At 48.1% G+C, this 24,581-nt stretch carries 19 protein-coding genes and 2 riboswitches; of the genes, 3 read left to right on the forward strand and 16 right to left on the reverse strand.

What is annotated here, in order from left to right:
* Positions 1-45: 45 nt before the first annotated feature.
* Together MHI01_RS16095 and MHI01_RS16100 are read right to left on the reverse strand one after the other, a co-directional pair.
* Positions 46-1,488, reverse strand: coding sequence for a glycosyltransferase family 2 protein (locus MHI01_RS16095; RefSeq protein ID WP_339190075.1), 1,443 nt, complete (start codon positions 1,486-1,488; stop codon positions 46-48).
* Positions 1,469-2,623 (reverse strand): HEAT repeat domain-containing protein, encoded by a 1,155-nt coding sequence (locus MHI01_RS16100; protein WP_340901743.1) that lies wholly within the window; start codon positions 2,621-2,623, stop codon positions 1,469-1,471. The genes MHI01_RS16095 and MHI01_RS16100 overlap by 20 nt, the downstream gene beginning before the upstream one ends.
* 217 nt (positions 2,624-2,840) lie before the next feature.
* Between MHI01_RS16100 and MHI01_RS16105 the strand changes: the two genes are divergently transcribed.
* A complete protein-coding gene (locus MHI01_RS16105; protein WP_036607484.1) occupies positions 2,841-3,326 on the forward strand; it encodes a CcdC family protein in 486 nt (161 codons plus the stop codon).
* 120 nt (positions 3,327-3,446) lie between these two features.
* On the opposite strand, the gene MHI01_RS16110 is transcribed toward MHI01_RS16105, so the two are convergent.
* The 5 genes from MHI01_RS16110 to MHI01_RS16130 all read right to left on the reverse strand — a co-directional run bounded on the left by MHI01_RS16110 (position 3,447) and on the right by MHI01_RS16130 (position 8,071).
* Entirely contained in the window at positions 3,447-4,460 is a 1,014-nt protein-coding gene (locus MHI01_RS16110) for an NADP-dependent oxidoreductase (protein ID WP_340983608.1), read from the reverse strand.
* Between the two features lie 174 nt (positions 4,461-4,634).
* Positions 4,635-5,381, reverse strand: a complete 747-nt coding sequence (gene map / locus MHI01_RS16115) for a type I methionyl aminopeptidase (protein ID WP_036607489.1) — start codon at positions 5,379-5,381, stop codon at positions 4,635-4,637.
* A gap of 636 nt (positions 5,382-6,017) precedes the next feature.
* A complete protein-coding gene (locus tag MHI01_RS16120; protein ID WP_017690948.1) occupies positions 6,018-6,266 on the reverse strand; it encodes a hypothetical protein in 249 nt (82 codons plus the stop codon).
* A 161-nt stretch (positions 6,267-6,427) separates the two neighbouring features.
* The gene (locus tag MHI01_RS16125; protein ID WP_253505338.1) at positions 6,428-7,279 is read right to left on the reverse strand and encodes a serine/threonine protein kinase; all 852 of its coding nucleotides are present in this window, start codon (positions 7,277-7,279) and stop codon (positions 6,428-6,430) included.
* Positions 7,280-7,384: 105 nt separating this feature from the next.
* Positions 7,385-8,071, reverse strand: a complete 687-nt coding sequence (locus MHI01_RS16130; RefSeq protein WP_340983609.1) for a hypothetical protein — start codon at positions 8,069-8,071, stop codon at positions 7,385-7,387.
* A 545-nt stretch (positions 8,072-8,616) separates the two neighbouring features.
* Here MHI01_RS16130 and MHI01_RS16135 point away from each other — a divergent pair.
* Positions 8,617-9,570, forward strand: a complete 954-nt coding sequence (locus tag MHI01_RS16135) for an L-lactate dehydrogenase (RefSeq protein ID WP_036607494.1) — start codon at positions 8,617-8,619, stop codon at positions 9,568-9,570.
* A 164-nt stretch (positions 9,571-9,734) separates the two neighbouring features.
* Here the strand turns inward: MHI01_RS16135 and MHI01_RS16140 are convergent, their stop codons facing one another.
* The 6 genes from MHI01_RS16140 to MHI01_RS16165 form a co-directional block, all read right to left on the reverse strand.
* Entirely contained in the window at positions 9,735-12,443 is a 2,709-nt protein-coding gene (locus MHI01_RS16140) for a PAS domain-containing hybrid sensor histidine kinase/response regulator (RefSeq protein WP_340983610.1), read from the reverse strand.
* Between the two features lie 642 nt (positions 12,444-13,085).
* Positions 13,086-13,820, reverse strand: coding sequence for an ABC transporter permease (locus MHI01_RS16145; RefSeq protein WP_340983611.1), 735 nt, complete (start codon positions 13,818-13,820; stop codon positions 13,086-13,088).
* 1 nt (position 13,821) lies between these two features.
* On the reverse strand, positions 13,822-14,538 hold the full coding sequence (locus MHI01_RS16150) for an ABC transporter permease (RefSeq protein ID WP_340983612.1): 717 nt from the start codon (positions 14,536-14,538) through the stop codon (positions 13,822-13,824).
* A complete protein-coding gene (locus MHI01_RS16155; RefSeq protein WP_047840345.1) occupies positions 14,535-15,449 on the reverse strand; it encodes an ABC transporter ATP-binding protein in 915 nt (304 codons plus the stop codon). The genes MHI01_RS16150 and MHI01_RS16155 overlap by 4 nt, the downstream gene beginning before the upstream one ends.
* 85 nt (positions 15,450-15,534) lie before the next feature.
* Complete coding sequence (locus MHI01_RS16160) at positions 15,535-17,046, reverse strand: HAMP domain-containing sensor histidine kinase (protein WP_340983613.1); 1,512 nt, start codon at positions 17,044-17,046, stop codon at positions 15,535-15,537.
* The gene (locus MHI01_RS16165) at positions 17,043-17,726 is read right to left on the reverse strand and encodes a response regulator transcription factor (RefSeq protein ID WP_017690959.1); all 684 of its coding nucleotides are present in this window, start codon (positions 17,724-17,726) and stop codon (positions 17,043-17,045) included. The genes MHI01_RS16160 and MHI01_RS16165 overlap by 4 nt, the downstream gene beginning before the upstream one ends.
* Before the next feature lie 227 nt (positions 17,727-17,953).
* Here MHI01_RS16165 and MHI01_RS16170 point away from each other — a divergent pair, with 227 nt between their 5' ends.
* Positions 17,954-19,714, forward strand: coding sequence for an alpha-glycosidase (locus tag MHI01_RS16170; protein WP_340983615.1), 1,761 nt, complete (start codon positions 17,954-17,956; stop codon positions 19,712-19,714).
* Between the two features lie 182 nt (positions 19,715-19,896).
* Here the strand turns inward: MHI01_RS16170 and sdaAA are convergent, their stop codons facing one another.
* The 3 genes from sdaAA to MHI01_RS16185 all read right to left on the reverse strand — a co-directional run bounded on the left by sdaAA (position 19,897) and on the right by MHI01_RS16185 (position 24,385).
* Positions 19,897-20,874 (reverse strand): L-serine ammonia-lyase, iron-sulfur-dependent, subunit alpha, encoded by a 978-nt coding sequence (gene sdaAA / locus MHI01_RS16175; RefSeq protein WP_100528607.1) that lies wholly within the window; start codon positions 20,872-20,874, stop codon positions 19,897-19,899.
* A complete protein-coding gene (gene sdaAB, locus MHI01_RS16180; RefSeq protein ID WP_253509364.1) occupies positions 20,864-21,553 on the reverse strand; it encodes an L-serine ammonia-lyase, iron-sulfur-dependent subunit beta in 690 nt (229 codons plus the stop codon). Before sdaAB ends, sdaAA begins: the two co-directional genes overlap by 11 nt.
* Before the next feature lie 137 nt (positions 21,554-21,690).
* Positions 21,691-21,827, reverse strand: a riboswitch (glycine riboswitch).
* A gap of 4 nt (positions 21,828-21,831) precedes the next feature.
* A riboswitch (glycine riboswitch) is annotated at positions 21,832-21,956 on the reverse strand.
* Between the two features lie 140 nt (positions 21,957-22,096).
* Positions 22,097-24,385 carry a collagen-like triple helix repeat-containing protein gene (locus tag MHI01_RS16185; RefSeq protein ID WP_340983616.1) on the reverse strand — a complete coding sequence of 763 codons (2,289 nt, stop codon included), beginning with the start codon at positions 24,383-24,385 and terminating at the stop codon, positions 22,097-22,099.
* Positions 24,386-24,581: the final 196 nt, after the last annotated feature.

Consider the following 24,581-nt stretch of genomic DNA (forward strand, 5'->3'; position numbering starts at 1 on the left):
TCCTCCTTGCTCTGTTCCAAGGTATTGTCAGGATCGATCGTTAGATTACCCTAATCCATGTCTGCTGTCCTTTTCCTCTGCCTTCCGCAATCCCATAGCCTGCAACATGCCATATATACGGGATATGTTATTCAGCGGTCTGAACCAGAACGTCTCCGTACATGCATACAACAGCAGACGTGTCACCTCTCGGGACGTATATGCCTTGCGTGAACACCATATTTCGAACATCACCACACTTGCGGACAACAAGGAACCATAGAGGGTCAGTAGCAGAACGAGAATGATGCATAGGTTAATATCCACCCACTGTAGCCCTATGCCTGCAATGAACAGCACGATCGCTCCCAGTTCCAACACAGGCCCCAACAATTCGATCAAAATAAAATAAGGGATGGATACCATCCCCATCCAGCCATAGGCCGGATTGAAGATCATGCTCCGCTGAGTCCATAGACTGCTTGCAAGCTGCATGTGCCAACCGATACGCTGTCTGCACAGCTGACGCCATGTACCGGGTACTTCTACCCTGCAGATCGGATCGGGAATATATATAATACGGCCACGTTTCCGAATCTGCTTCATATGTTTCTGCAACCGCATCACCAGTTCCATGTGAGCGACCTGGTCATCGCGCTTGTATCCTCCAACTTCCAACACCCGGTTCTTTTTGAATATACCGAATACTTCAGACGTAAATAAAAGCACATTAATATTATAACGAACAAGTCCCACGCCGCTAATCAGAAAAGCACGCACGTATTCAATGGTCTGCATTACATACAACGTACTGCCTCTCCTTCTTGCGCCGTTGTCGGTTAAATCCGTTTGATTCGTATTTCTGGGGGCCATGAGATCTACTCGTCCACTACAAGCAACGACCTCTTCTCCTGGGAGAGCATCCATAACGGGTTTCATAATCTTCACCAATGCATCTCGTTCCAGAACTGTCCTGGGTCCAACAGAGGCGATATAAGGATATTGCGAGATATTCAAACCTGCATTCAGGGAGTCCATTCGTCCCCCATACGCCTTGTCGATCACAACCAGACGATGATGTAATCTGGATTGGTAGACACATTTAATCTGAGCTATCCTCTGGCCGAGTCCCGAATAATGAACTTTACTCCGAATGGGCATCAGGTCATAGGTTTCTTTTAGACGCCGTATGGTCTCGTCCTCTGATCCATCATTAATGATAATAACCTCATAACGTGCATACTGAATATCCAGCAGACAGCTGATTCGCTGTACGATCGTATCCTCGCTATTCCGCACCGGAACAAGCAGGGATACCGCAGGAGCCAGTTCTTCATCCAGCATCTCATGATATTGCAGCGGGTCCAGATCCCTCCGGCGGATCATTGTGCGAGCGGCAGCAACTACCAGAACACTACACATCACAATCGCTAACACCAGATAGATAAATATCCCCTCGTAACATGCCAAAACAAAACTCCGCAGCATCTCAATCCATCTTTCGTCCATACTGCATCCTTTCCAGCGTTTCCTCCGCTATCTGCCTTGCATATCTATCCGGATGGTTTACAGCCGTATCCCGGAGTTCTTCAAGTCCCTGCTCGTACCGGGCAAGACAGTTCGCCGCTTCCTGTCGGATCTGAAAAGAAGGATCACCCATCATTACCTTCAGTCTAGGAATAAAAGCATCCGCATGAACAGTACCCATAAGCTGGGTCACTGTTAGTCTTTCAAAGCGTTGCCTCTCCTCACCAGATTCGTTCCATACCAGCAATAGCCCCTTCAGCAAATCTTCACGACCTCTGCTCACTTGAGCCAATGCCTGATACGCATGGGTACGGAGCAATGCATCCTCTCCAAGAATGAGCTTCTCCAGTAGGACAACAGCACCCTCCGTCTGATCATCTCGAATACGAATGGCATGGACGATATTAGACTGGACCTGGTAAGGTACATCCTTGAAATGATCCTTCAGACGAGTCCAGGATGAATCGGTAAGCAACAGCAGAATCTGCAGATACTGTGAATCGGACCATACATATTGCTCACGCATCAATTCCTTCACGATTCTGAAATAACCGGTTCTGGCATATATGCGCAATATGATGAAGCGTTCAAGCGGCGTACAGGAAGTAACCCGCAGCATATCCTCTAACCTGGGCAGAAGCTCTATCATATGAAACTGTTCAATATATAACAACGTGTTGACCCGTTCACTCCACTTTCCCGTCTTCAGAACCGACCGGTATGAACTTCCAAAGACTTGCCAGGATAACAGACGAATTCGCAGAGTCTCGTGCTCTTCCGGACTTTGAGCAAGCCGTTGCAATAACAGCTGCTGCAAAACACTCTGTTGATCTCCACTCATGTTCAGTAAGTCAGCTTTCACTTCTCCTTGGCCCAGATACTGCTGTAACACTGAATCTTCGGAAAGTAATTCCTGCATCAGTACCGTCTTAACCTTTTCCCTGCGTCTACTGCTATATTTCATCCATAAGATGTAACTGTAGATAACCAGCAAAAAAGCTAGTACACTTGCACATATGAGGCTGACCACATGTACTAACCAATCTGTATTACCTGCAAGCCATCCTCTATGATGTGAGCCGATAAGCTTGATATACATCCATTGTTGTCCAATCATTGCATGATTTCCCCTTAATCGAATAAACAGCCTTACAACGGGCACAATAATACAAAATTTTCAAATACACCCTGTGAATACATATCGGGTATATGATACACTAAGCTTTCTATCGGCTTTCTGCGTTTGTGATATAATAGGAACTGAAAATTCCGGCAATTCGTATTGGGTTCCGGATCTCCGGATAACATATTATTCCAGAAAGAGGGAGTTCTACGTGGCTCAAATCAGTCCGTACTACCTGCAAATCGGAGCAACCGTGGGCATGCTCGTCATGGCACTGCTTGCCATCTTCATCCGCATGAAAGCCAGTCACAGACCGGTGACCATTCGTAAAATCCTTATTCCTCCGCTCGGCATGAGCACAGGATTTCTCATGTTTGTTGTACCGGCAACACATGTTCCTCTACTCTGGGCATTCTTTGCGTTTCTGGTGGGCTGGTTCCTCTTCTCCTATCCCCTCATTCGCAGTACACGGTTTGAACGAGTAGGTGAAGAAATTTTTGCCACACGTTCTCGCAGCTTTGCTTTTATCTTGCTTGGATTGCTGGCCGTACGCCTGATCCTGCATGAAGTCATTCAGCGATATGTAAGTATTCCGCAAACAGGCGGATTGTTCTTCCTGCTGGCTTTTGGCATGATTGTACGCTGGCGTGTATATATGTACAAACACTACAAAGAAGTGCTGGTCGCCGAACACTAGTCACCCTACATAGACCACGCACAGATTTACAGATAAAAAAGACACGTTCTGCTGCACCCTCGGTGTGCAGAACGTGTCTTTTCGTTTTCAACCTAATTGTACATGTAAACCATTCAATATCTATTCAGGATCTGCAACCTTAACCAGTTGCTTGCCCAGATTATCTCCCGAGAAGAGACCCAGGAATGCTTCCGGCGTCTGTTCGAACCCGTCCACAATGTTTTCTTCATACTGGATATGACCTTCCTTGATCCATTTCGCCAACTTGGCGCGGCCTTCCTTGAAGGATTTCGTATAGTCACCCAGCAGGAAACCTTTCATTAATGCTGTATTTGTTAACAGCAACGTCTGTGGTCGCATCCCGATATCCGGCTTCTCCAGATTATAGGACGAGATCTGACCGCATAACGGAATACGTGCATTCCGATTGATGTGGCGCAAGACTGCATCCGAGATGTCACCGCCAACATTGTCAAAGTAGACATCTACGCCGTCCGGGCAAGCCCGTTCAATGGCCGCTGACATATCCTGCTCCTTCTTGTAGTTCAACACCACGTCGAAGCCCAGCTTTTCTTTCAAATAAGCGCATTTCTCATCAGAGCCTGCAATACCAACCACGCGTGCTCCCACAATTTTACCAATCTGACCTGCAATCATGCCTACCGCTCCGGCTGCTCCCGATACAACAACCGTTTCGCCGTCCTTCGGTTTGCCGATGTCCTCCATACCAAAATAAGCCGTCAGACCCGTCAGGCCCAGCGCACCCAGGTAAGCCGTGATTGGTGCTTCTTCGGTATCAATTAGCGAAAGATCAGCCGTATTCACTGCGGCATATTGTTGCCAGCCCCACATACCGGATACGAGGTCACCTTTGCGCAGATTCGGTTCCGAAGATTCCACAACCTGTCCAATGGCTCCACCCTTAATCACTTCATTTAACGCGTACGGTGCAGCATAGGATTTTGTATCTTTCATGCGGCCCCGCATGTATGGATCAACCGACAAATATAATGTACGTACCAGGACTTGCCCAGCTTCCGGTTCAGGAAGAGGTGCATCAATGAAGTTGAAATTCTCTCTGGATGGGGCACCTTCGGGACGAGAAGCAAGTACGATCTGTTTATTTAAAGACACCAAAATTACCTCCTTGTTGCCAAGTGGACGCAAGGTTAACCCTTGTCAGCTGAGATCACTTACCACTGGCTCTGTGTTATCACTTCTTAATAGTTTAAACCGAAACAGGCGGTTCACAAACGTGGGCCGCCTTGAAATATGCAAATATCGTCACATTGTAGCTGCTTTTGGCTATTATTGTGCTGTCAAAATCACTGGACCATCCGCCGTAATCGCAATCGTATGTTCATACTGGGCAGACAGACTTCCATCCAAAGTACGAGCAGTCCATCCATCTGAATCCAGCTTACTTCGGAACGTACCAATATTCAGCATCGGTTCGATCGTAATAACCATGCCTTCCTTGAGACGCGGACCCCGATGAGGCGGACCGTAGTGAGGGACTTGTGGTTCCTCATGCATCTTCTCACCAATGCCGTGTCCGATAAACTCACGCACAACCGATAGGCCTTCACCTTCTGCATACACTTGAATCGCATTGGAGATATCTCCGATCCGGTTGCCCACCACGGCAAGTTCAATGCCTTTGTACAGAGAGTTTTTCGTTACATCCAGCAGATGTTGTGCTTCCGGAGTCACTTCACCTACGGCATATGACCAAGCCGAATCCGCCAGCCAGCCATTCAGATTAACGACCATGTCGATTGTAACGATATCGCCGTCTTTCAATGCATATTTTCCCGGAAACCCGTGACAGATCACATCATTAACCGACGCACATGTCGCATATTGGTATCCGTTATATCCCTTTTGTTCCGGCGTAGCGCCATTTTTCTTCATAAAAGCTTCTGCAAACTGGTCGATCTCCTGTGTCGTAATGCCTGGACGAATCATCTTTGCAATTTCTCTATGGCATGCGGCGAGAATTTCTCCGGCTTTTTTCATATATTCAATCTGTTCTTTGGTCTTTATTGTAATCATAACAACTACTCCTGTCCGTTAAAATCTTATCCTGTCCTCTATTGTAACGCTAAACACTCAAAATAAAAAATTCCGTGCGATCAGCAACATCCTATTATACGCCAAGCTCCTGTCCAATGAATACAATTATCCATGAAAAAATCGAAACCCCTTCTGATTTAGCTGCGTATATGCTTAAAACAGTTGAAGTCGAAAGGGTGAAAGCTCATGTTCAAAAAGATTATCGGCAAACTTATCGATTCCAAATCTTCATCTCACCGCAAACGTCATAGCTCCTCCGACAGGCGCTCATATAAACGTCACAGCAGTTCCTCAGGCAAGCGCTCATACAAGCGCTATTCTTCTTCAGATGTGAAATACCGGGATAGCCGCAGTGGCTCGGGGTATTACAAAAGCAGAAAATACAGCTCCAGCTAAGCGGCTTCCACGACTGCTTTTAAAGAGCAATGATCACACCAGCTTATTGGACCCTACAATAAATGAATATGTAAAGGGGTGTTCGCCAGCCATACTTACGGCCAGCAGAACACCCCTGTATTGTTTCTATATAAGTATGTATCAATTTTCCTGAGTAAAACGAACACTTCTGATTTGAGCGAGAGCCTGTCTTGCTGAAGGTGTCCACTGGATCAACATCTATAAATTCCCTTTTTCAATTGCGTCAATTATATCATCTGTAGAGTAGACCCTACCCGAAGAAATATCTTTTTTGGCTTGCATAATTAAAGTTTTGAGCTCCAGATCACTTTCTATTTCTTCCTGAACCACGTTTTCCAGCGGCTTGATTAAATAATGCTTACCTTCAATATCCACAATGGTGTCTTTTTTGCTATGAAACCATGTTTTGAATAATTCGGCATGATCGCCTTCCAGTTTTTTAAGCATATGATGAATCGCCTCCTTCAACGTATAATTGTTATTCATTATATCATTCAACCCACTGTTTTGATACGTTTTGCATTTATCAGCAAAAAGGAAAAAGACCCCTATAGATATCATACGAAGAGGTCACGGATAACAAATATAGGTCCGCCTACAGAGCTATTTCATTGTAATCTCAGCAACACTTTCTCGATCTCTGCCTGTAACTCTGTAGCCCCACCCTCATAACTTGGCCGGAGTCCAAGGAGTCGCTCCAGCATCTGGTGCAATTCCGGCGTAAGCTTAAGTTCCTCCTGCCAACTGGCGGGTTCACGGCCCTTCTCTGGCTCATAAGCCGAATACAGCATAAAGAGAAGAAAGTGGCCGATATCCTGCAAATCATGATCCGGTGTAGCCGGCTCATCTTCAGGCTCAGGGACTTCACGCATACGTCGCTTTAGCTCCGGCAACAACGGCTCCCCCAAGCGTCTCGCCAGGCCAAAGTCAATCAGATGCACCGTCCCTCCACGTAAAATAACATTGGGAATCCGCACATCTCCATGAATATATCCCTGCTCATGCACATGAGCCACCGGAGCCAGCAGTTGACCTGCTAATTTCAGACATTCCCGCTCCGTATATCGAAGACCCTGCTCAAATATACAATCTTCCAGCGTCTGTCCACGAATATACTCGGTAACGATATAACTTCGTCTCCCGGATGTGAACACATCCAATAGATCAGGGATCGCCGGATGATGCAGACGTCTCATCACGTCCGCCTCCCGCTCTAACAGGTGCGCAGAGAGTCTGCCCTTGCTAGGTTTGGACTCCTTCAATGCCACTTCCCTGCCGTTCTGGTCATCTGTACACAGGTATGTCAGCCCATAGCTCCCCATACCCAGCAATTCCTGTATTTTATAACGCTCAGCAATGGTCGTGCCTTCCCGCCGAGGACGATCCGTCCATAGTCCGAGCAATCTTTGCCAACTTCGTCGCAGCTCCACAGATCCTCCCACGCCAGCTTCCTGATCCACTCAGTCTTTATCTATACTGAGCAGTTCGTTGCCAGTCTTCATGTTGTATGGAGCTTATTATATCAGGCCCATAATGCAAAATCACGATGGGTAAATGCCTGTTGCTCAAGCTTCCTTATGCTTCTTGGGCAGGAACCCAAACAACATACGTAGGGATACTCCTTTGGGTTTGCGTTTTCTTCCCTGAAAACTGCGCAGATTGGTTACGAGTTCACGATCCCGCTCCTCTTCCAGCTTCTCGTTCATCCATAGACGCTGTTTTTCCATCTGTTCCTGAAGCGCCATATGTGTATCAGCCAGATGCTGAAGGGTCAGCTCCAGTTCATCAACCCGCTGTTGCAGCAGCTGTACCCGATCATCCTGCTGTTGTTCTACAGCACCATAAGTCACCTCACTTACCAGTTGCCCCAGACCTTCATAGGATCTCAGATTACCCATTATTTCAGGTTCTTGAGGGAGTACAGATGACATGACTGTCGCTGCACATTCCGTCTCTGACAGACCTTCAATTCCCATCACCGGGACATCTACTTCTACTACAACTACAGGTACTTCTGGAGCCAATACAGTCACCACAGCATCAGCCAGGGGTAGATTATGCTCTCTGAGTTCAGTCATCAGGCGTTCAATGCACTCGATGTCGTCGGACTTGAATAGTCTGGATTTGTTGGCGGACCGTTCGAACCGGTATCCCTGTTCTTCCAGTGCCGCCGCATATTTACGAAGAGTACTGGCACCTATGCCCAGGCTCTTGGCCGTTTCCGTCGTTGCTCCTGCTTCTTCAATCATCATTAATTCCCTCCCGGAATGAAGTCTTTTGGGAATCAATTTCATAATACCTTTAGTGAGTTATGAAATTGATTCTTGAATAAAAACATTATGGCTTCAGCGTTCCTTTATGGAACCGTCATCGGATCGGGGCAACCTGTCTCATGGATCAAGTATGCTTATCTTTTGCTTGTCCGTATGTATTCGTCAGCTTCTCGGCAGATCCCTTTGGCGGTTTTGTTCTGTTTCTGCGGATTCCTAAGAAGTTTTGTCAGGTATATGATCCGCACAAATAACCCCCCATCCGACAACAAGCATGAATGCTGTCATGTCGAATGACACAGGTGCAAACGCCGTCAAATCTTATGATTATGGATTATTCATGTCAATTTTGTTAACTCCGTTACTCCAATACGCTCCCGCGATAGCGGATATCATTGCTGCACAGCTTTTTCATGTGTTATCTTATGTAACGTAGAAGTGGATTACAGCATAAAATAAAGGACTATACTTAACATAGGACGCATGAGTAACGGATAAATATCAACCTAAATGGGGGCTGAACGGCAGTGTTAGGCAAATCAGGCAAAGTAGCGGTGATCGGGGCGGGTCTTGTCGGTTCGAGTTGTGCGTATTCCATGATTAATCAATCGATATGCAGGGAAATTATGATGGTGGACCGGACGTATGACCGTGCTGTAGCACAGGCACTGGATTTTTCCCATTGTATGGACTTCACACATAACCGAACCAAGGTATATGCAGGCACGTACGCCGATTGTGGCAATATGGATGTTATTATCTTAACTGCCGGGGCAAATCCCAAGCCAGGACAGACACGGCTGGATATTCTGGAGGAAGCGGAGTCGATTGCCAAAGACATCGTGGTCCCGATCATGAACAGTGGATTTAACGGGATTTTTGTCGTCGCTGCCAATCCGGTTGACATAGTAACTTATATGGTATGGAAATTATCCGGCCTCCCGCGCGAACACGTCATCGGTACAGGCACGTCCATTGACTCTTCACGACTCAAAACACTGCTGTCTGAAGTCTTCTCCATCGATCCACGCAGTGTGCATGGTTATGCTCTCGGAGAGCATGGAGAATCCCAGTTCGTGGCCTGGTCGCATGTGACCATCGGTGGCAAACCGATTATGCACATCATGGATCAGCACAAGGAGCGCTTCAAACATCTGGATCTGGAGGATATTGCACGCAAAACAAAGGATGCCGGCTGGGAAATCTTTACCCGTAAAGGTTCTACCCAATTCGGAATCGGCAATGCCCTCGCGCATATCACTCGTTCCATCCTCAATGACGAACACAAGATCATCGCCGTATCAGCTATCCTGGATGGAGAGTATGAGCAACATAACGTCTGCGTCGGTGTTCCTGCAATCATCGGTGGCAATGGTATTCAAGAGATTATCGAATTGAATCTGGATGCAACGGAACGTGAGAAATTCAACAATTCCTGTGAAATCCTATCAGGTAACATCAATCGTCTGACATTGGTATAAGCCATTCGTATACAACTCCACTTTGTATGCTTCGGCTCAACTTCAAAAGCCTGCCGACACAAACATGCCAATAACACTCCATCCGAGGAGTTTTATTGGCATGTTTGTGTTTATTATTTTTCACAGCCAGATGAATCAATTTCATAATTGATTTGAGTAGTTGTTCAATTCGGTGCAAGTTGAGGTTCGTCCCTTGGTCCCCATTGCTGTAACACTCGCTTCAACTCACTCAGCATAACCGGTTTGCTAATGAAGTCACGCATACCCATCTCCAGACAAGCTTCCTTGTCTTCACGTTTGGCATTGCCTGTAACTGCGATGATTGGAGGTATGCGATCCTGTGGAATTAGGCGGCGTAACAGGTCTGTCGCCTTCAGTCCATCCATCACAGGCATATGAATATCCATCAGGACAATATCATAAGCATTCTGAGAGATGGCATCAATTGCCTCTACACCATTAGTACATACATCTGCGTGGTATCCGAGCTTCTCCAGATATTCTCGCAAAATCTTCCGGTTTACCGGATGATCCTCCGCCACCAGAATACGCATGGCGACCTTGTCACTTTGACGTGTGCGATCATGATGGAACTGACTTGCTGTCTGTTCTGCTGAAGCATCTACACTCGCCGCAGGAACAGCAAACCGGAAGGTTGAGCCTTCCCCTTCTATACTCTCGACACTGATACTGCCTCCCATGATCTCCACGAGTCGCTTGGAGATGACCAGTCCCAGTCCGGTACCACCATACTTCCGGTTAATCACCGGGTGTAGTTGAGAGAAGGACTGAAACAACTGATCCAGCTTGTCAGCCGGGATGCCAATTCCCGTATCTTGTACCGCAAAATCAAGAACGCTGTCTTCAGGCTTTCTGCCCTTGATAATATCCACGGCAACCTCAATGCTTCCCTGATCTGTGAACTTGAGCGCATTGCCAACCAAGTTCACCAGAATCTGCCGGATACGTATTGCGTCACCGACCATGAACTCAGGAATGCTTGGATTGAGACGATATCTGATCTCCAGATGTTTCTCATCTGCACGCGGTTTAAACAGTTCGGCAACCTGTTCCAGCATCTTACGTAATGCAAATGGTTCATAAGCCAGTGCCATTTTCCCGGATTCCAGCTTACTGAAGTCCAAAATATCATTAAGGATGTTCAGCAGAGCATCGCCGCTGTCTCGAATAATCTCGGCATATTCACGCTGCTCTTCCGATAAATCGGTACCGATCAACAATTCTGTCATCCCCACGATCCCGTTCATCGGTGTCCTGATCTCATGGCTAACCATCGACAGAAATTCCGACTTGGCCTGAGCTGCCAGCTCAGCTGTCTCTTTGGCACGTACAATTTCACGTTCGCCAGTCACATCATTAAATACAACCACCGCGCCCTGAATCTGTCCCTGTTCAATAATCGGCGTCACCTGATACTGCACCAGAAAGCTGCTTCCATCTTTACGCCAGAACACATCTTCCTTGATTGAACGTATCTGTCCATCCAACACGGTCATGTGGATCGGGCATTCTTCTTGTGGCAAATGACTTCCGTCTGCACGGGTGTGATGGATGATGGGATGTGAGTTTTTGCCAATGAATTCTTTCGCCTCATAACCGAACATTGAAGCTGCTGCTGGATTCATAAACATGGTGATTCCATCCGCATCCAAACCAAATATTCCTTCCGTAACCGTGTTGAGAATCAGCTCATGTTGCTTGCTGAGCTCCTGAATCCGTTCCGTGTATTCCTTGCGCTCGGTAATATCGGACACGATCCCATAAACGCCCACCATTTCCTTATCCACAATAATGGGCACATTCGTAACAGATACTTCAATCTTCCGACCACTTGAATTGACAACTCGGGTCTCATAATATTGCGGTTCGCCTTGCTTCACCATGTCAAAATAATGTTTGCCATGTTGCACTTCGCATTTATCCAGATTGGATAAAAAAGATTGGCCAATAAGCTTATTGCGTGGAATATCCAACATTTGCACCAGTTTGCTGTTTACTGCACTGTATTTACCTTCCAGATTCAATGAATACACAGCTGCCGGGTTATGTTCGAACAACGATCTGTATCGCTGACGACTTTCTCGAAGACGTCGGTCCGCATCCTTATGTTGGGTAATATCCCTGCTGATGCTTACAATCTGGACACTCTTTCCAGACTCTCCAGCCACAGGTTTCGCCAATGTCTCCATCCAGATATAATGTCCCTTCTTGTGCAACACACGCATCTTGCAGCCATTGCCGATCTTGGAAAGATCCATAGGGTCTGGATAATCTCCCGAATAACAATAATCCTTGAAGGAATTTCCTATGACTTCCTCCGGCTTATAACCCAGTAAGGTGTACACGGAAGGGGAAACGTATAACAACTCGCCATCCGTAGCACAAGTTGTAATCAGATCTTGTGCATGGTCAGCCAGCACCTGATATTTCTCCTGTGCCTCCTTAAGCTCACGTTGCACTTCCAGGATATCGGTAACATCTTTGGCAATGCCATAGATTCCTACAACTTCTTTTTCCTCCGTTATAGGCACATACGTTACCTCTGCCTGTTTCAGGGATCCATCTTTATGATAAAAAGTAATGGGATTACTGACTGAACGTCCAGCCAGTACCTCTTTAATGTATTGTTTACGTGAATTTTCACTGTCCGGAGGACAGATCTCCCTCTGATTCATACGAATCAAGTCATCCAGTGTATACCCAGATATCCGCTCTACCGAGGGATTAGCATCAATATAGTTTCCATGGATGTCCATTACATAAATGGCATCCGGATGGTTAAAAAACAGTGATTGGTAAGAACTTCCCTCAGAAATAATGCGCTTCAGGGTTTCCGTTTTATTAATATCCAAGGCTTACCCCTCTTTTCTCAGCCAATATCTTCATCTAACAGCAGGGATTAATTATCCCTTACAAAAATGGGCCTACCCTCGAATAACCATGTAAGCCTGCCTAGAAACAGCTTTTTTTATTTTACCAGATTCTCGTCTCATTTTGCTTGTAATCTATGATTCAATTCACGTGATGTGTGAGGTAATACTTGGAATTTTGATTTACTTAGGAGGTGCCTGCAAAGGCAGACATTTTATACAAAGATCAAATTAAGCCTCTAACAAGCTTGAAGTTCAATTCCACGTCAGCTGATTCTGGCGGATGGCTAAACGATTTTCTAAAGAACCCAGGACATCTTATTTAGCGTCCATGTGCTCTTTTTATATTTTAAGGAACATCAGACACGTTAATCCCCATAATCTCCTGTCATATACGCTTCCAACGGTTGTTTCATTGGATATAACATGTCTCAGGTTCCTTAGATTGCTGAGATCACTTCAAATCCATGATTAAGACTCCTCAGGTTCGTTAGCGAGCTAACCATTCATGATGGGTGGGTCAGACATTAGAAAAAATCCTCCTGAAGCCTACATACAATGGAGTTTGCATGTTTTGCTTAAAGAGGATTTTGATCTACGATAACCAAGGGTGTAACGGATTATTCAGATTTCTTTTTTTGCAAAATACATCATGCCGATTCCAATGAAAATAACAGCACTGCCTCCAACAACCGCCAGCATTGTGACCAGTGGAACATTGTAGGCTCCGAAACCTGTGCCGTCCACGGGTGTCATCAGAATCATCGGTTGTGCCCATGGATAATACGGCCCATATGTCGCCGAGTTTACAATGAGAATATTCGGTATGGTCAGTGCAAAATTCAGTGCGAGCGGTGCGGCAAAGCTGCTCCACACCAATGAAACGAACATCTGCAGGGCAGCCAGGGGTACACAGGCCAGCAAGCCAAGCAGCATTTTGCCTACCAAGAATCCCCAAGGTACTGGCATCGTAATGCCGTGAAACATGCCTGCCAGCAGAATGGACATCAGCAATAATACTTGTGTACCCGCCAGAAGCATGAGTACAATCGTCAGTTTACCTGCATATACACCTGAACGTGTGAGCGGTAAAACCAGCATCTGCTTCCACCCTCCACCTGCATGTTCAAAACGGCAGACAAAGGACGTAAACACGCCAGTCAGCATCGGTAACAATAACAATCCGTGCAGGAAAACCATCGTGGTCATCAATACCTGCCAATTTCCCGATGGCGTGGACAACAGCCCGATGAGCAGCGCAATGAGTGGACTCAGCAGAATCAGGAGCCATATGGGCGATTTGCTCATTTTCAATCGTTCAGCGGACAAAATTCGGAAGTACGTTGTCGCAAAGCTCATATCAGGCCACATCCTTCCGGCTAAAATGCACCATACCCAGCAACAGGATTAATAACCCTAGACCTGCCCCCATGCCTGCATACAGGTATGGATTAGGCCCATTCCAGGCCATCTGTGCCCATGCGAGCGGAAAGCTCGGTGAGATACTGAGTGAGAACATACCCGTTATCGCGAGAAAGATGCCCAGGGTGACGGGAAGCGCCTGATTTTTGTTAACCATCGTGAGCCACAACTCCAGTGACAACACCGGAAGTGCACCAGCCAAAGGCAATAGCCCCAGCTTGATTGCATGTGTCCAAGGTATTTCGCTGGCATGGAATCCGAGGATCAGACCCAGACCTACAATGCCTGCGGTTAAGAGCAGGCAGGAGATCACCAGTAGCACACAAGCAAGCAGGAACTTGGCTAAATACACGGCTGATCTGGGAATGGGCATCGCGAGCAACTGTTTCCAAGATCCCTGTTCATGCTCAACATTAGCGATCATGGAGCTGAGAATGGTTGCTCCCAGCATCAGAGACAAGGGCACAAAGACAACCACATTGCCGAGCAATCCGCCCCACAGGTTATCTGCATATTGCTCTTTCAGATAGTCTAGCCGTAAGCCAAAATTAAGCGCCTGCATTGCTGTCAATCCAAGAGGGGCCAGAAAGACAAGAAACCAGATCCCTTTCCCCCGAATCTTGAGCCAGTCTGACGATAATGCTCGCCCGGTCATATGGAAGCCCCCTCGCCAATGACCCGCATGAACAGATCTTCCAGCGACTGACGCTGTTCCTCTACACGATACACATCATGATCCTGCTCAATTAATCGGCGTACAAGCAGTGCCACTGAACTGTTATCCATATAAGGGAACGTTAATGCAGCACCTTGTTGCTGACCAAATTGTCCCTGTTCTCTCGCCAGCTTCATAGCCTCTTCCGGCTCGGAAACCGTTAACCGGATAGAGCTACCCGTCTGACTATGCAGACTTGCGATAGTATCCTGAAGCACCATCTTGCCTTCACGGATAATACCAACACGACTTGCCATCTGTTCGACTTCACTCAGCAAGTGGCTGGAAACCAGAACGGTAATGCCATGTTCCAGCGGCATGCGTTTGATCAGTTCCCGAATCTCCTGAATACCGGCCGGATCAAGCCCATTCGTTGGTTCGTCCAGAATCAGCAGCTCTGGTTCACCCAGCAAAGCGCTGGCAATACCCAGACGTTGCTTCATCCCAAGGGAATACCCCTTCACTGAACGTTTGGCATCCTTGGTCAGATCTACAATGGACAGCACTTCAGCAATTCTTGATTTTGGTACATTGATGATGCGGCGCAAAGTTTCCAGATTCTCTACTGCGTTCAGATGTCCGTAATAGGACGGATATTCGACCAAGGAACCCACACGGCGCAAAATATCCATGCGATCCTTGCGGATGTCCTTGTCGAAGACACGGATCACGCCTTTGGTTGGTTTAATCAAGCCGAGAAGCATGCGAATCGTTGTTGTTTTGCCGGCACCGTTGGGACCGAGGAAGCCATAGATATCTCCCTTTTTAATATGCAGATCAAGTTCACGGACCGCTGCACGGTCCCGGTATGTTTTCCATAAATTCGCCGTTTGAATAATATTTTCACTCACTGTATGATCACCTCGGAACTATCGTAACCTTCCAAGGTTAAAGCCAAAGTAGTCTCTAGTTTAAGTTTAGTTTAAAAAAGCTAATTCAGCGGTTTATTGTTTCCCTGTTTCCCTTACCACTGTAGATATATGTCTGGACACCCGTATCGGAACTGTCTACCCGCTTGCGCAGACCCATCTCACGAATCAACAGGTCTACAATGGATAAGCCTAGACCTGTGCCTTTTGTGTCGGAATTCGGTTGCATTCCCGGACCCCGATCCTGAATAACGATGGCCGTCTCACCCTGAATCTCCTGAGTAGATATACCAATATATTTCCCGTTGGCGGCATGACGGATCACGTTTTGGAACAAATTATCAAGAATACGGCGCATGCCCTGTTCATCCATATGCCAAATCAACGGTTCCTCTGGCAGGTCAATATCAATATCGAATTGCTCTTTCTCCCAGACCGGGTACCAGGCGGCCGCCGTTTCCCTGACGATCCGCAGTATATCTTTCTCTTCCAGCTTCAGTGTATATTTCCCACTTGTGAGCAAATTGTAGGATAACATGTTGTCAATGAGCCCACCGAGGTCCTCCATCTTTGCTTCCATGCGATGTAATGAACGGTCACCTTGCTCGCTCAGCTCTTCCTTGTGCAAAGCATGCATATGTCCACGAATCACCGTTAGCGGGGTACGCAGATCGTGGGAAAGCCCTGCAATGAGACGTTTGCGCAATTGTTCTTCCTCGCGTTCACGGTGGCGGCTGTCGGACAGTTGATGCACCATCTGATTGAAGGATTCTTCCAGTTGACCAATCTCGTCTGTCCGGCGGATATCTACCGGAAGCGGGAGACCTTCCTTGCCTGTGGTCATCATGGCCGTCTGCAACCGAATAAGTCGTTTGCGAATGCGTGCGAAGAAGAGAATCGACATAATGATAAAGATCAGAAAGATGAGGGTCATTACGATACCAAGATACAAGAGTTCCATCGGCCAGTTACTCTGATTCATTTGCAGAAGTGACCGTGGCACTTCAATGATCATGAATCCCTGTCCTTTGTCCTGCTCAGCTCCTCCAATATATGCAACTACGGTCAGTGGATCGCGAAAGGAAGCTACTTTCATGAATTGCACCGTATTGTTTACATTCCATAAGGCTGGAATATAAGTCTCTGTCGTTTGCCCGGAATCCAGTGACCATCTCAATGTCGTGTCTGTCCTCCCGTCCGGCGACGTGGATTTCAGAAGCGTTACATCTTCACCCCCAAGAATAAAGAGGGTCTCACCGCTCACACTCACACGATACATGGAAGATTTGGGATACGAGCCATGTAATTGCTCCAACCGGGCCTTAATCTCTTCATCCGAAGCACCATCCAGGTTCTTCGCTTCATGTGACCAGAGGTTACTGATCTTAGTAACATCACCGTAAGGCGCGGCGCGGTTCATATTCGTGTCCGTGTTATTCACTACAACAATATATATAACGGATATGATCGGAAGTACAACGGGCACAAATAATACAGCCGCCAAGATCAGGAGGATGTATCTGGACATCAAGGACCGCCCAAAGCGAAGCTTGCGCCGCCCGGATTGTTTTTTATTCATGGCTTCTTCACACGATATCCCACACCACGGACCGTCTGAATAACTACAGGATTGGCCGGATCAAGCTCCAGCTTTTCGCGTAGATGTCGAATATGTACCATTAAAGTTTTGTCCCCATCCAGATAGGGCTCGTTCCAGACGGCTTCATAGATCTGCTCTTTGGTTCGAATCATGCCCATATGTCGTAGCAGGTAGGCGAAGATGTGGAACTGTTTTCCCGATAAAATAATCTCATCTCCCGTCTCCTCATTGACGATCCGGTTGTCCTTCTCATAGATGGAGAGATGATCCAGCTTCAGGGCTGTATCCGATGAGACCGCTGTTCCTGCCTTACGCAGTTGTACTTCAATCCGGGCAGCCAGTTCATCGGGGTGAAATGGTTTGGTCACATAGTCATCGGCAAAATCAAGACCGTGCAACTTATCGTCAATGGACGTTCTGGCCGAGAGCATGACAATGGGCACGGCGGGATGTTCTTTTTTCAGTCGCTGGCCCACCGTAAATCCATCCAGCCCAGGCAGCATGACATCAAGAATAATGAGTGAACAACCGACAGCAGCCTCCGCTGCACCTTCACCACTGCCGAGCCATACCACCTCATAACCGCGCTCCTCCAGATCGGCTCTGACCCAAGTCGCAATTTCCGTATCATCTTCAATATATAACAGTTTGGTTTTCATCCGAATATTCGTTTCCTTTCTGCCCCCAATGGGTTAATGATATATCTGAGCATCATCATGATAAAAGCTGTCTATATCATATGGATTCATGTCTTGTTGAGCAAATGTTGAAGTCCTTTACGTTACCATACATGCTAATTATAGCTTATCCATTAACGTGGGGAATGTCATATTAATCAAGTCTACCAAGTACATATCAGTGCTACACCTGACGGGAGGAAATCATTATGTTGCTGGAAGCTATTTATCATCAACCGAAACGAAACTGGGCCTATGCCTATGACCAAGATACAATCCATCTGCGCCTGCGTGCCAAAAAGAATGATCTGACCGAGGTACATGCCCTGACCGGGGATAAATATGCGTGGGATGCAACCAAAGCGCTGGTTCCCTTAACAAAGTTCACCTCTGACTCCATGTTCGATTACTTCGAGGGTGAGGTGAAACCTCCCTACCACCGACTGAAGTACTCTTTTCTGCTCAAAAACGGAGACGAACAGATCTGGATGACCGAGACGGACTTCCAGGAAAAAGAACCAGACGATCCGGGTCGTATGTTCCAGTTCCCTTATATTCATGCTGGAGCTGTATTCACACCCCCTGCATGGGTTAAGGATGCAGTGTTCTATCAGATTTTCCCTGAACGATTCGCCAACGGCAACCCGGATATTAGTCCGGAAAAGGTAGAGCCGTGGGGTGGTGAGCCGACACCTTTCAATTTCTTCGGCGGTGACCTTCAGGGCGTGATCGACCATCTGGATTACATCAGCGATCTTGGCATTAATGCGATCTACTTCACACCCATCTTCGAAGCCACTACCAATCACAAATACGATACCGAAGACTACCTGCAGGTAGACCGGCACTTTGGTGACGCAGATACCGTGAAACGATTGGTCGAGCTGTGCCACGCACGTGGAATTCGCGTACTGCTGGATGCCGTGTTCAACCATTCCGGGAAGACATTTGCTCCGTTTGTTGATGTGCAGAAGAACGGAGAACAATCCAAATACAAGGACTGGTTCCATGTACATGAATACCCGCTGGACGTGAAGGACGGCATTCCAACGTATGAGACATTCGGATTCGAAGCGCATATGCCAAAGCTGAATACGGAGAATGCTGAGGTTAAGGCCTATCTGCTGGAGGTTGCCGAGTACTGGATCAAGGAAGTGGGTGCGGACGGATGGCGGCTGGATGTGGCAGACGAAGTGGACGATGCATTCTGGCGTGATTTCCGCCGTGTAGTCAAAGCGGCTAATCCGGATGCCTATATTCTGGGCGAAGTATGGAACGAGTCTTCCTCCTGGCTGCAAGGTGACCAGTTCGATGCGTCCATGAACTATCCGTTTACCGATGCCGTGAATGCTTTCTTTGTGAAAAATACGATGCACGCCGAACAGTTCGCAAACTCCATCGGGCGACAGTTATCCCGTTATCCGCTTCAGGCCAGCGAAGTGGCGTTCAACTTGCTGGACAGCCACGATACCCCGCGGCTGCTCACACTGTGTGAAGGCGACCAGCGCAAGATGAAGCTGGCTGCGTTATTCCAGTTCAGTTATATGGGTGCTCCGTGCATCTATTACGGAGACGAGATTGGCATGGACGGCGAACATGATCCGGGCTGCCGTAAATGCATGGAATGGGATGAAGCAAAGCAGGACCGAGAGCTGTTTAACTTTTATCAGAAACTGATCTCCCTGCGTCATGCTCATCCTGCCCTGCGTGCAGAAGGCACCGTTCGTTTCTTGCAGGCTCGTCCCGATGGCAGCCAACTGGTATTTGAGCGACAAAATGAGGAGGAACGCATTCTGGTTCTGTTCAATCGATCAGAAGAGACGGCTATTGTCGAGCTGGAGGCTGGTGACGAGGAATGGACCGAGTTATTCGGCGGAAACCATCGTACTGCCAAGGAAGATGGCATACTCGCCATTGAACTGCCCGCGTATGGATATGCCGTACTGAGTACGGCTGTGAGCCAGAACTAGAGTCATAATACACATTCATCTGAAGTCAAATATAAGTATCCTAACTTCGCTTCATCTGGCAGCATAAAACAAGCGTCCTGCATAACCCGGATTCGGGTTCGCGGACGCTTGTTTTGTAATTTTGTATTCGCCGTTATACATCATAATGTCACTGATTTATATATCGGTGGTCCCGGTTCAGCTTAAACCTGAGTACCCTTGTCCACTTGAGCATTGTCCGCCCCACTTGTAGTTGTGTCAGAATCCGCTGGTTTCGACTCCTGCTCAGGCTCGGCACGCTTTGCCTTTGGTTTAGCCAGCTTTTGCATCATTTTGCGGCCTGTTGGCGTCTGGGCCAACCCGCCTTGGGCTGTCTCCCGATGGCGGCTCGGCATCGCACTGCCTACTTCCAGCATGACATCGATGACTTCATCTGACGGAATGGCACTACGCACTCCGGCCAGGGCCATGTCAGCCGCAGCCAGCGCCGTAACTGCACCCAGTCCATTACGGACGATGCACGGGATTTCAACAAGGCCTGCGACCGGATCGCAGATAAGGCCCAGTGTATTTTTTAACGCCAAACCAACGGCATGAACGACCTGTTCCGGTGTACCTCCACGCAGTTCAACCATGGCACCCGCAGCCATGCCGATCGCGGAACCCACTTCCGCCTGGCAGCCACCTTCGGCCCCGGAGATAAATGAATTGTTGGCAATAACATAACCAATCGCTCCCGCACAGAACAACCCGTTCACCAAATGTTCGTCCGTCCAGCCAAATCGCTCCTGTGAGCTAATAAACACACCGGGGATGATGCCGCAGGAACCGGCTGTTGGTGTTGCCACGATCCGACCCATGGAGGCATTCACTTCAGATACACACAGGGCATACGCCATGGCAAGTGCGGAAGCATCTCCCGAGCAAGTCTCGCCCTTGCGAATGTACTCAGCCATTTTTTTGCCGTCTCCACCTGTTAATCCACTGCGTGATGTCGTATCTTCCGTTAACCCTTTGCGTACCGCTTCCTTCATCACCTGATAATATTCAGACATCTGCTTCACAACATCCGCTTCCGGTGTATTGGTCTCCTGAACTTGCTCCTCAATCATTAGCTGAGCAATGGTTTTGGATTCCGCTGTACAGATCGTATTCAGTTCGTGTAAATGTTTAAATCGCATCCGAATCAACTCCTCTCTTCAAATCAATAACACGAATGTCTAGCACATGGTCCAGCTCCCTTAGACGCTTGAGCATATCGGGATTAGGCAAACCATCCATTTCCATCGCGGTAAGTGCCTCGCCATCACGGGCTTTCCGGTCCACCTGCATATACCCGATGTTAACCCCGGATGAACTGATCGTGGACGTTACCGATGCAAGCACCCCTGCTTTGTCCGCATGTCGCAGAACGAGTGTTGGAAACTCACCACTAATCTGAACACGAAAATCATTCATCGAATGCACCGATACGCTTCCACCACCAATGGATGCACCGATTAAGGAGCAGGCACGTTCTCCATGCCACAACTCAATTTTGACCGTATTTGGATGAGGAGCAGGCAGGCCACTTGTATAAAACTCAACCTCCATGCCCGCTTCCTCTGCGTATTGCTCTGCATCCGGGATACGCGGATCGTCTGTGACATAATCCAGCAGACCGCCGATCAGTGCCAGATCTGTTCCGTGCCCCTGATACGTATCTGCAAATGAACCGTACAGTGTCAGCCGGGCACGATCTGGCGTACATCCTAGCCACTGTCGAGCAATTCTCCCTAACCTTGCCGCTCCAGCTGTATGTGAACTTGAAGGCCCCGTCATCGACGGACCAATAATTGAGAAAACATCTTTAAATCGCACTTGTAAACCTCCATTATTAATCATGATTCATATTTGTAAAATGTATTCGTCATTTCGATCCAGGAGTTTCATCCACAATGTCCCTTATTTAGATATGATGACATCAAAAAAGGACAGAAGAAGGCCTTAGGCCCTCTCTCTGTCCTCGATACCTGAGAGTTTCACGATCAGCAGTGTCTCACGACAAGGGTGCACTGCCTGCGATTACAGACAAGTTCACCGGGCTGACTGATCATATACCCCTTGGGTGGCGCAGTTCGCGCACTCTCCAGAGTTGCGTCCAACGATGGTACATTTACCTGAGAGATTAACCACTGCGCCGGGTGCGCAGCAGCTTGCTCCTTCGGTGCCTGAACACTAGCCATATTGCTCGGCTAACCCAGGTCTCTCCCGCTCGTTATCATCCGCTGTATTATCTTAATTCGATTCGAATTGGTACATTTCTAAGTTTTTGATCATGATCAAGCATACCCATAGAGTAATGTACAACATCATATATGTCAACAAAAGTAACGTGTAATTATCATAAGTTCGATGTCTATTTTAACTGAAGCGAATAGCATTAATATTTCTCACTTCCGCTGAGGCACTAGTGACGCTTGTAGTGGTTGTAAATTGGATGCTTATCGTGTATGCGTTAGTCGTTGTAGCAGGGGCAGTATCCACGTAAGTGTTGGAGGAAAGAAACCTTAACGTTCCCGCAGCATTACCGCTCCTTGAGAGTTGCAATTGATTAATTAGAACTCCGTTACGTCTCAGATTAATGTTATATGCGATAGTCCAGTTAGAACCTACTACTACTGCTACTTGTGTACTGTTGTCTATTTTCACGCGTTGACCTGCCACTACAGGTACATTAAGTGTCTGAATCGTCGTTTCAGCTACTAATGAAAGACCCAACGCTGCGGTCTGGCTATCAGCAAACAAGGAAGAGTCTGCCGGAGCCGAAGCTGCAGTTGATCCGGTCGCACCTGTAGCCCCAGTAACTCCGGTCGTCCCCGTTACGCCTGTCGCACCTGTAACCCCAGTGGCTCCGGTCGTTCCCGTTACGCCTGTTGCGCCTGTAACACCAGTGGATCCCGTCGTTCCCGTCAGTCCTGTTGCTCCTGTAACACCAGTGGCTCCCGTCGTTCCCGTCACGCCTGTCGCGCCTGTATCTCCAGTGATTCCGGTGGATCCCGTCACTCCTGTCGCTCCTGTAACACCAGTGACTCCCGTCGTTCCCGTCACGCCTGTCGCACCCGTATCACCAGTGGATCCGGTGGATCCCGTTATACCTGTTGCACCTGTATCCCCAGTAACTCCAGTCGCTCCCGTTACTCCTGTTGTACCTGTGTCACCAGTAACTCCAGTAATTCCAGTGGATCCCGTCACACCTGTCGAACCTGTATCTCCAGCGACTCCAGTCGTTCCCGTCACGCCTGTTGCACCTGTAACGCCAGTAACTCCCGTAGCGCCTGTGACGCCTATCGCACCTGTATCGCCAGTAACTCCCGTAGCGCCTGTTACCCCTGTAGCACCAGTAGCTCCGGTGGATCCCGTCACACCTGTCGCGCCTGTATCTCCAGTAATTCCAGTCGTTCCCGTCACGCCTGTCGAACCTGTATCTCCAGCGACTCCAGTCGTTCCCGTCACGCCTGTTGCACCTGTAACGCCAGTGACTCCAGTGGATCCCGTGACACCTGTCGCACCTGTATCTCCAGTAATTCCGGTTGCTCCTGTCACGCCTGTCGCGCCCGTATCTCCAGTAACTCCAGTCGTTCCCGTAACTCCTGTTGCACCTGTATCCCCAGTAACTCCAGTCGCTCCCGTCAGTCCTGTCACACCCGTATCTCCAATAACTCCCGTAGCGCCTGTATCTCCAGTGACTCCTGTTGCTCCCGTCAATCCGGTTGCACCTGTAACACCAGTATCTCCGGTCGTCCCCGTTACGCCTGTCACTCCCGTATCTCCAGTAACTCCGGTGGCACCCGTTACGCCTGTCGCACCTGTAACACCAGTATCTCCGGTCGTCCCCGTTACGCCTGTTGCGCCTGTAACACCAGTGACTCCGGTCGTCCCCGTCAGTCCTGTCGCACCTGTATCCCCAGTGACCCCAGTCGTTCCTGTTATTCCCGTACTACCGGTGACACCTGTGGCTCCAGTAGACCCTGTCTCCCCTGTGCTCCCGGTGACTCCAGTCGTTCCTGTTATTCCTGTACTCCCAGTAACACCCGTCACTCCGGTAAGCCCTGTCTCTCCTGTGGTCCCCGTACTTCCAGTAGCGCCCGTGACTCCTGTCACTCCGGTAGATCCTGTCTCCCCCGTGGTCCCAGTGACACCGGTCTCTCCCGTCGATCCCGTAGTTCCTCCAGGAGGACCAGTAACTCCTGTCAGTCCTGTAACACCTGTAGCCCCTGTAGGACCAGTTGTTCCCGCAACCCCTGCTGTCCCTGTAGCTCCAGTCGCACCCGTTACCCCGACTAGACCGGGGTTCGCTCCTAACAATTCCTCAGACACCAAACGATGTGCCGTTACCAGTTGACCGTTCTCGTTTTTCCCCCATACGGAAATCTGAACTTCATCCTCCGCATCATCACCTGTGGTAAATATAAACTCAAATGCATCCAAATCTGCATAATAGTCTTTTGTTATAACCTGGTTAGGCAAAACATTAAACAATTCCTCAACGTATAGTGTGCGAACGCCATTCAAATAATAGCCTTGAACCAGAACGGTAGAGAAACTAGTGAGACTCCGATTGTCTAATTTCACTGTAATTCTCTGTGTAGGACGCTCGCCGCTTCCCACCACTATATTATTTTCAATTGGCCCTGTTGATAAAACAGCCATCCTGCGATGCCCCCTTCTCCTGCCTCCATCACCAAATCAAGATTGTCTCCTATAAATATGCATATTGAACTGTAAACGTGAAGTTGCCCTCTTGCCTTTTTGGAATGGACTGAAAGGAGATCGAATAGATATCCACCACACCAAAAGGAGAATATACAAAAAAAGCTGCCGCTTCGTTTCTGCGGCAACCTTATTA

The organism is Paenibacillus sp. FSL M7-0656, from assembly GCF_038003225.1.
Lineage (GTDB): Bacteria > Bacillota > Bacilli > Paenibacillales > Paenibacillaceae > Paenibacillus > Paenibacillus amylolyticus.

Excerpts from the sequence above, each read along its gene's own strand:
- MHI01_RS16095 (WP_339190075.1), bottom strand. The coding sequence starts at position 1,488 with ATGGACGAAAGATGGATTGAGATGCTGCGGAGTTTTGTTTTGGCATGT.
- MHI01_RS16100 (WP_340901743.1), bottom strand. The coding sequence starts at position 2,623 with ATGATTGGACAACAATGGATGTATATCAAGCTTATCGGCTCACATCAT.
- map (WP_036607489.1), bottom strand. The coding sequence starts at position 5,381 with ATGATTACAATAAAGACCAAAGAACAGATTGAATATATGAAAAAAGCC.
- MHI01_RS16120 (WP_017690948.1), bottom strand. The coding sequence starts at position 6,266 with ATGCTTAAAAAACTGGAAGGCGATCATGCCGAATTATTCAAAACATGG.
- MHI01_RS16130 (WP_340983609.1), bottom strand. The coding sequence starts at position 8,071 with ATGATGATTGAAGAAGCAGGAGCAACGACGGAAACGGCCAAGAGCCTG.
- MHI01_RS16145 (WP_340983611.1), bottom strand. The coding sequence starts at position 13,820 with ATGAGCTTTGCGACAACGTACTTCCGAATTTTGTCCGCTGAACGATTG.
- MHI01_RS16150 (WP_340983612.1), bottom strand. The coding sequence starts at position 14,538 with ATGACCGGGCGAGCATTATCGTCAGACTGGCTCAAGATTCGGGGGAAA.
- MHI01_RS16160 (WP_340983613.1), bottom strand. The coding sequence starts at position 17,046 with ATGAATAAAAAACAATCCGGGCGGCGCAAGCTTCGCTTTGGGCGGTCC.
- MHI01_RS16165 (WP_017690959.1), bottom strand. The coding sequence starts at position 17,726 with ATGAAAACCAAACTGTTATATATTGAAGATGATACGGAAATTGCGACT.
- MHI01_RS16170 (WP_340983615.1), top strand. The coding sequence starts at position 17,954 with ATGTTGCTGGAAGCTATTTATCATCAACCGAAACGAAACTGGGCCTAT.
- sdaAA (WP_100528607.1), bottom strand. The coding sequence starts at position 20,874 with ATGCGATTTAAACATTTACACGAACTGAATACGATCTGTACAGCGGAA.
- MHI01_RS16185 (WP_340983616.1), bottom strand. The coding sequence starts at position 24,385 with ATGGCTGTTTTATCAACAGGGCCAATTGAAAATAATATAGTGGTGGGA.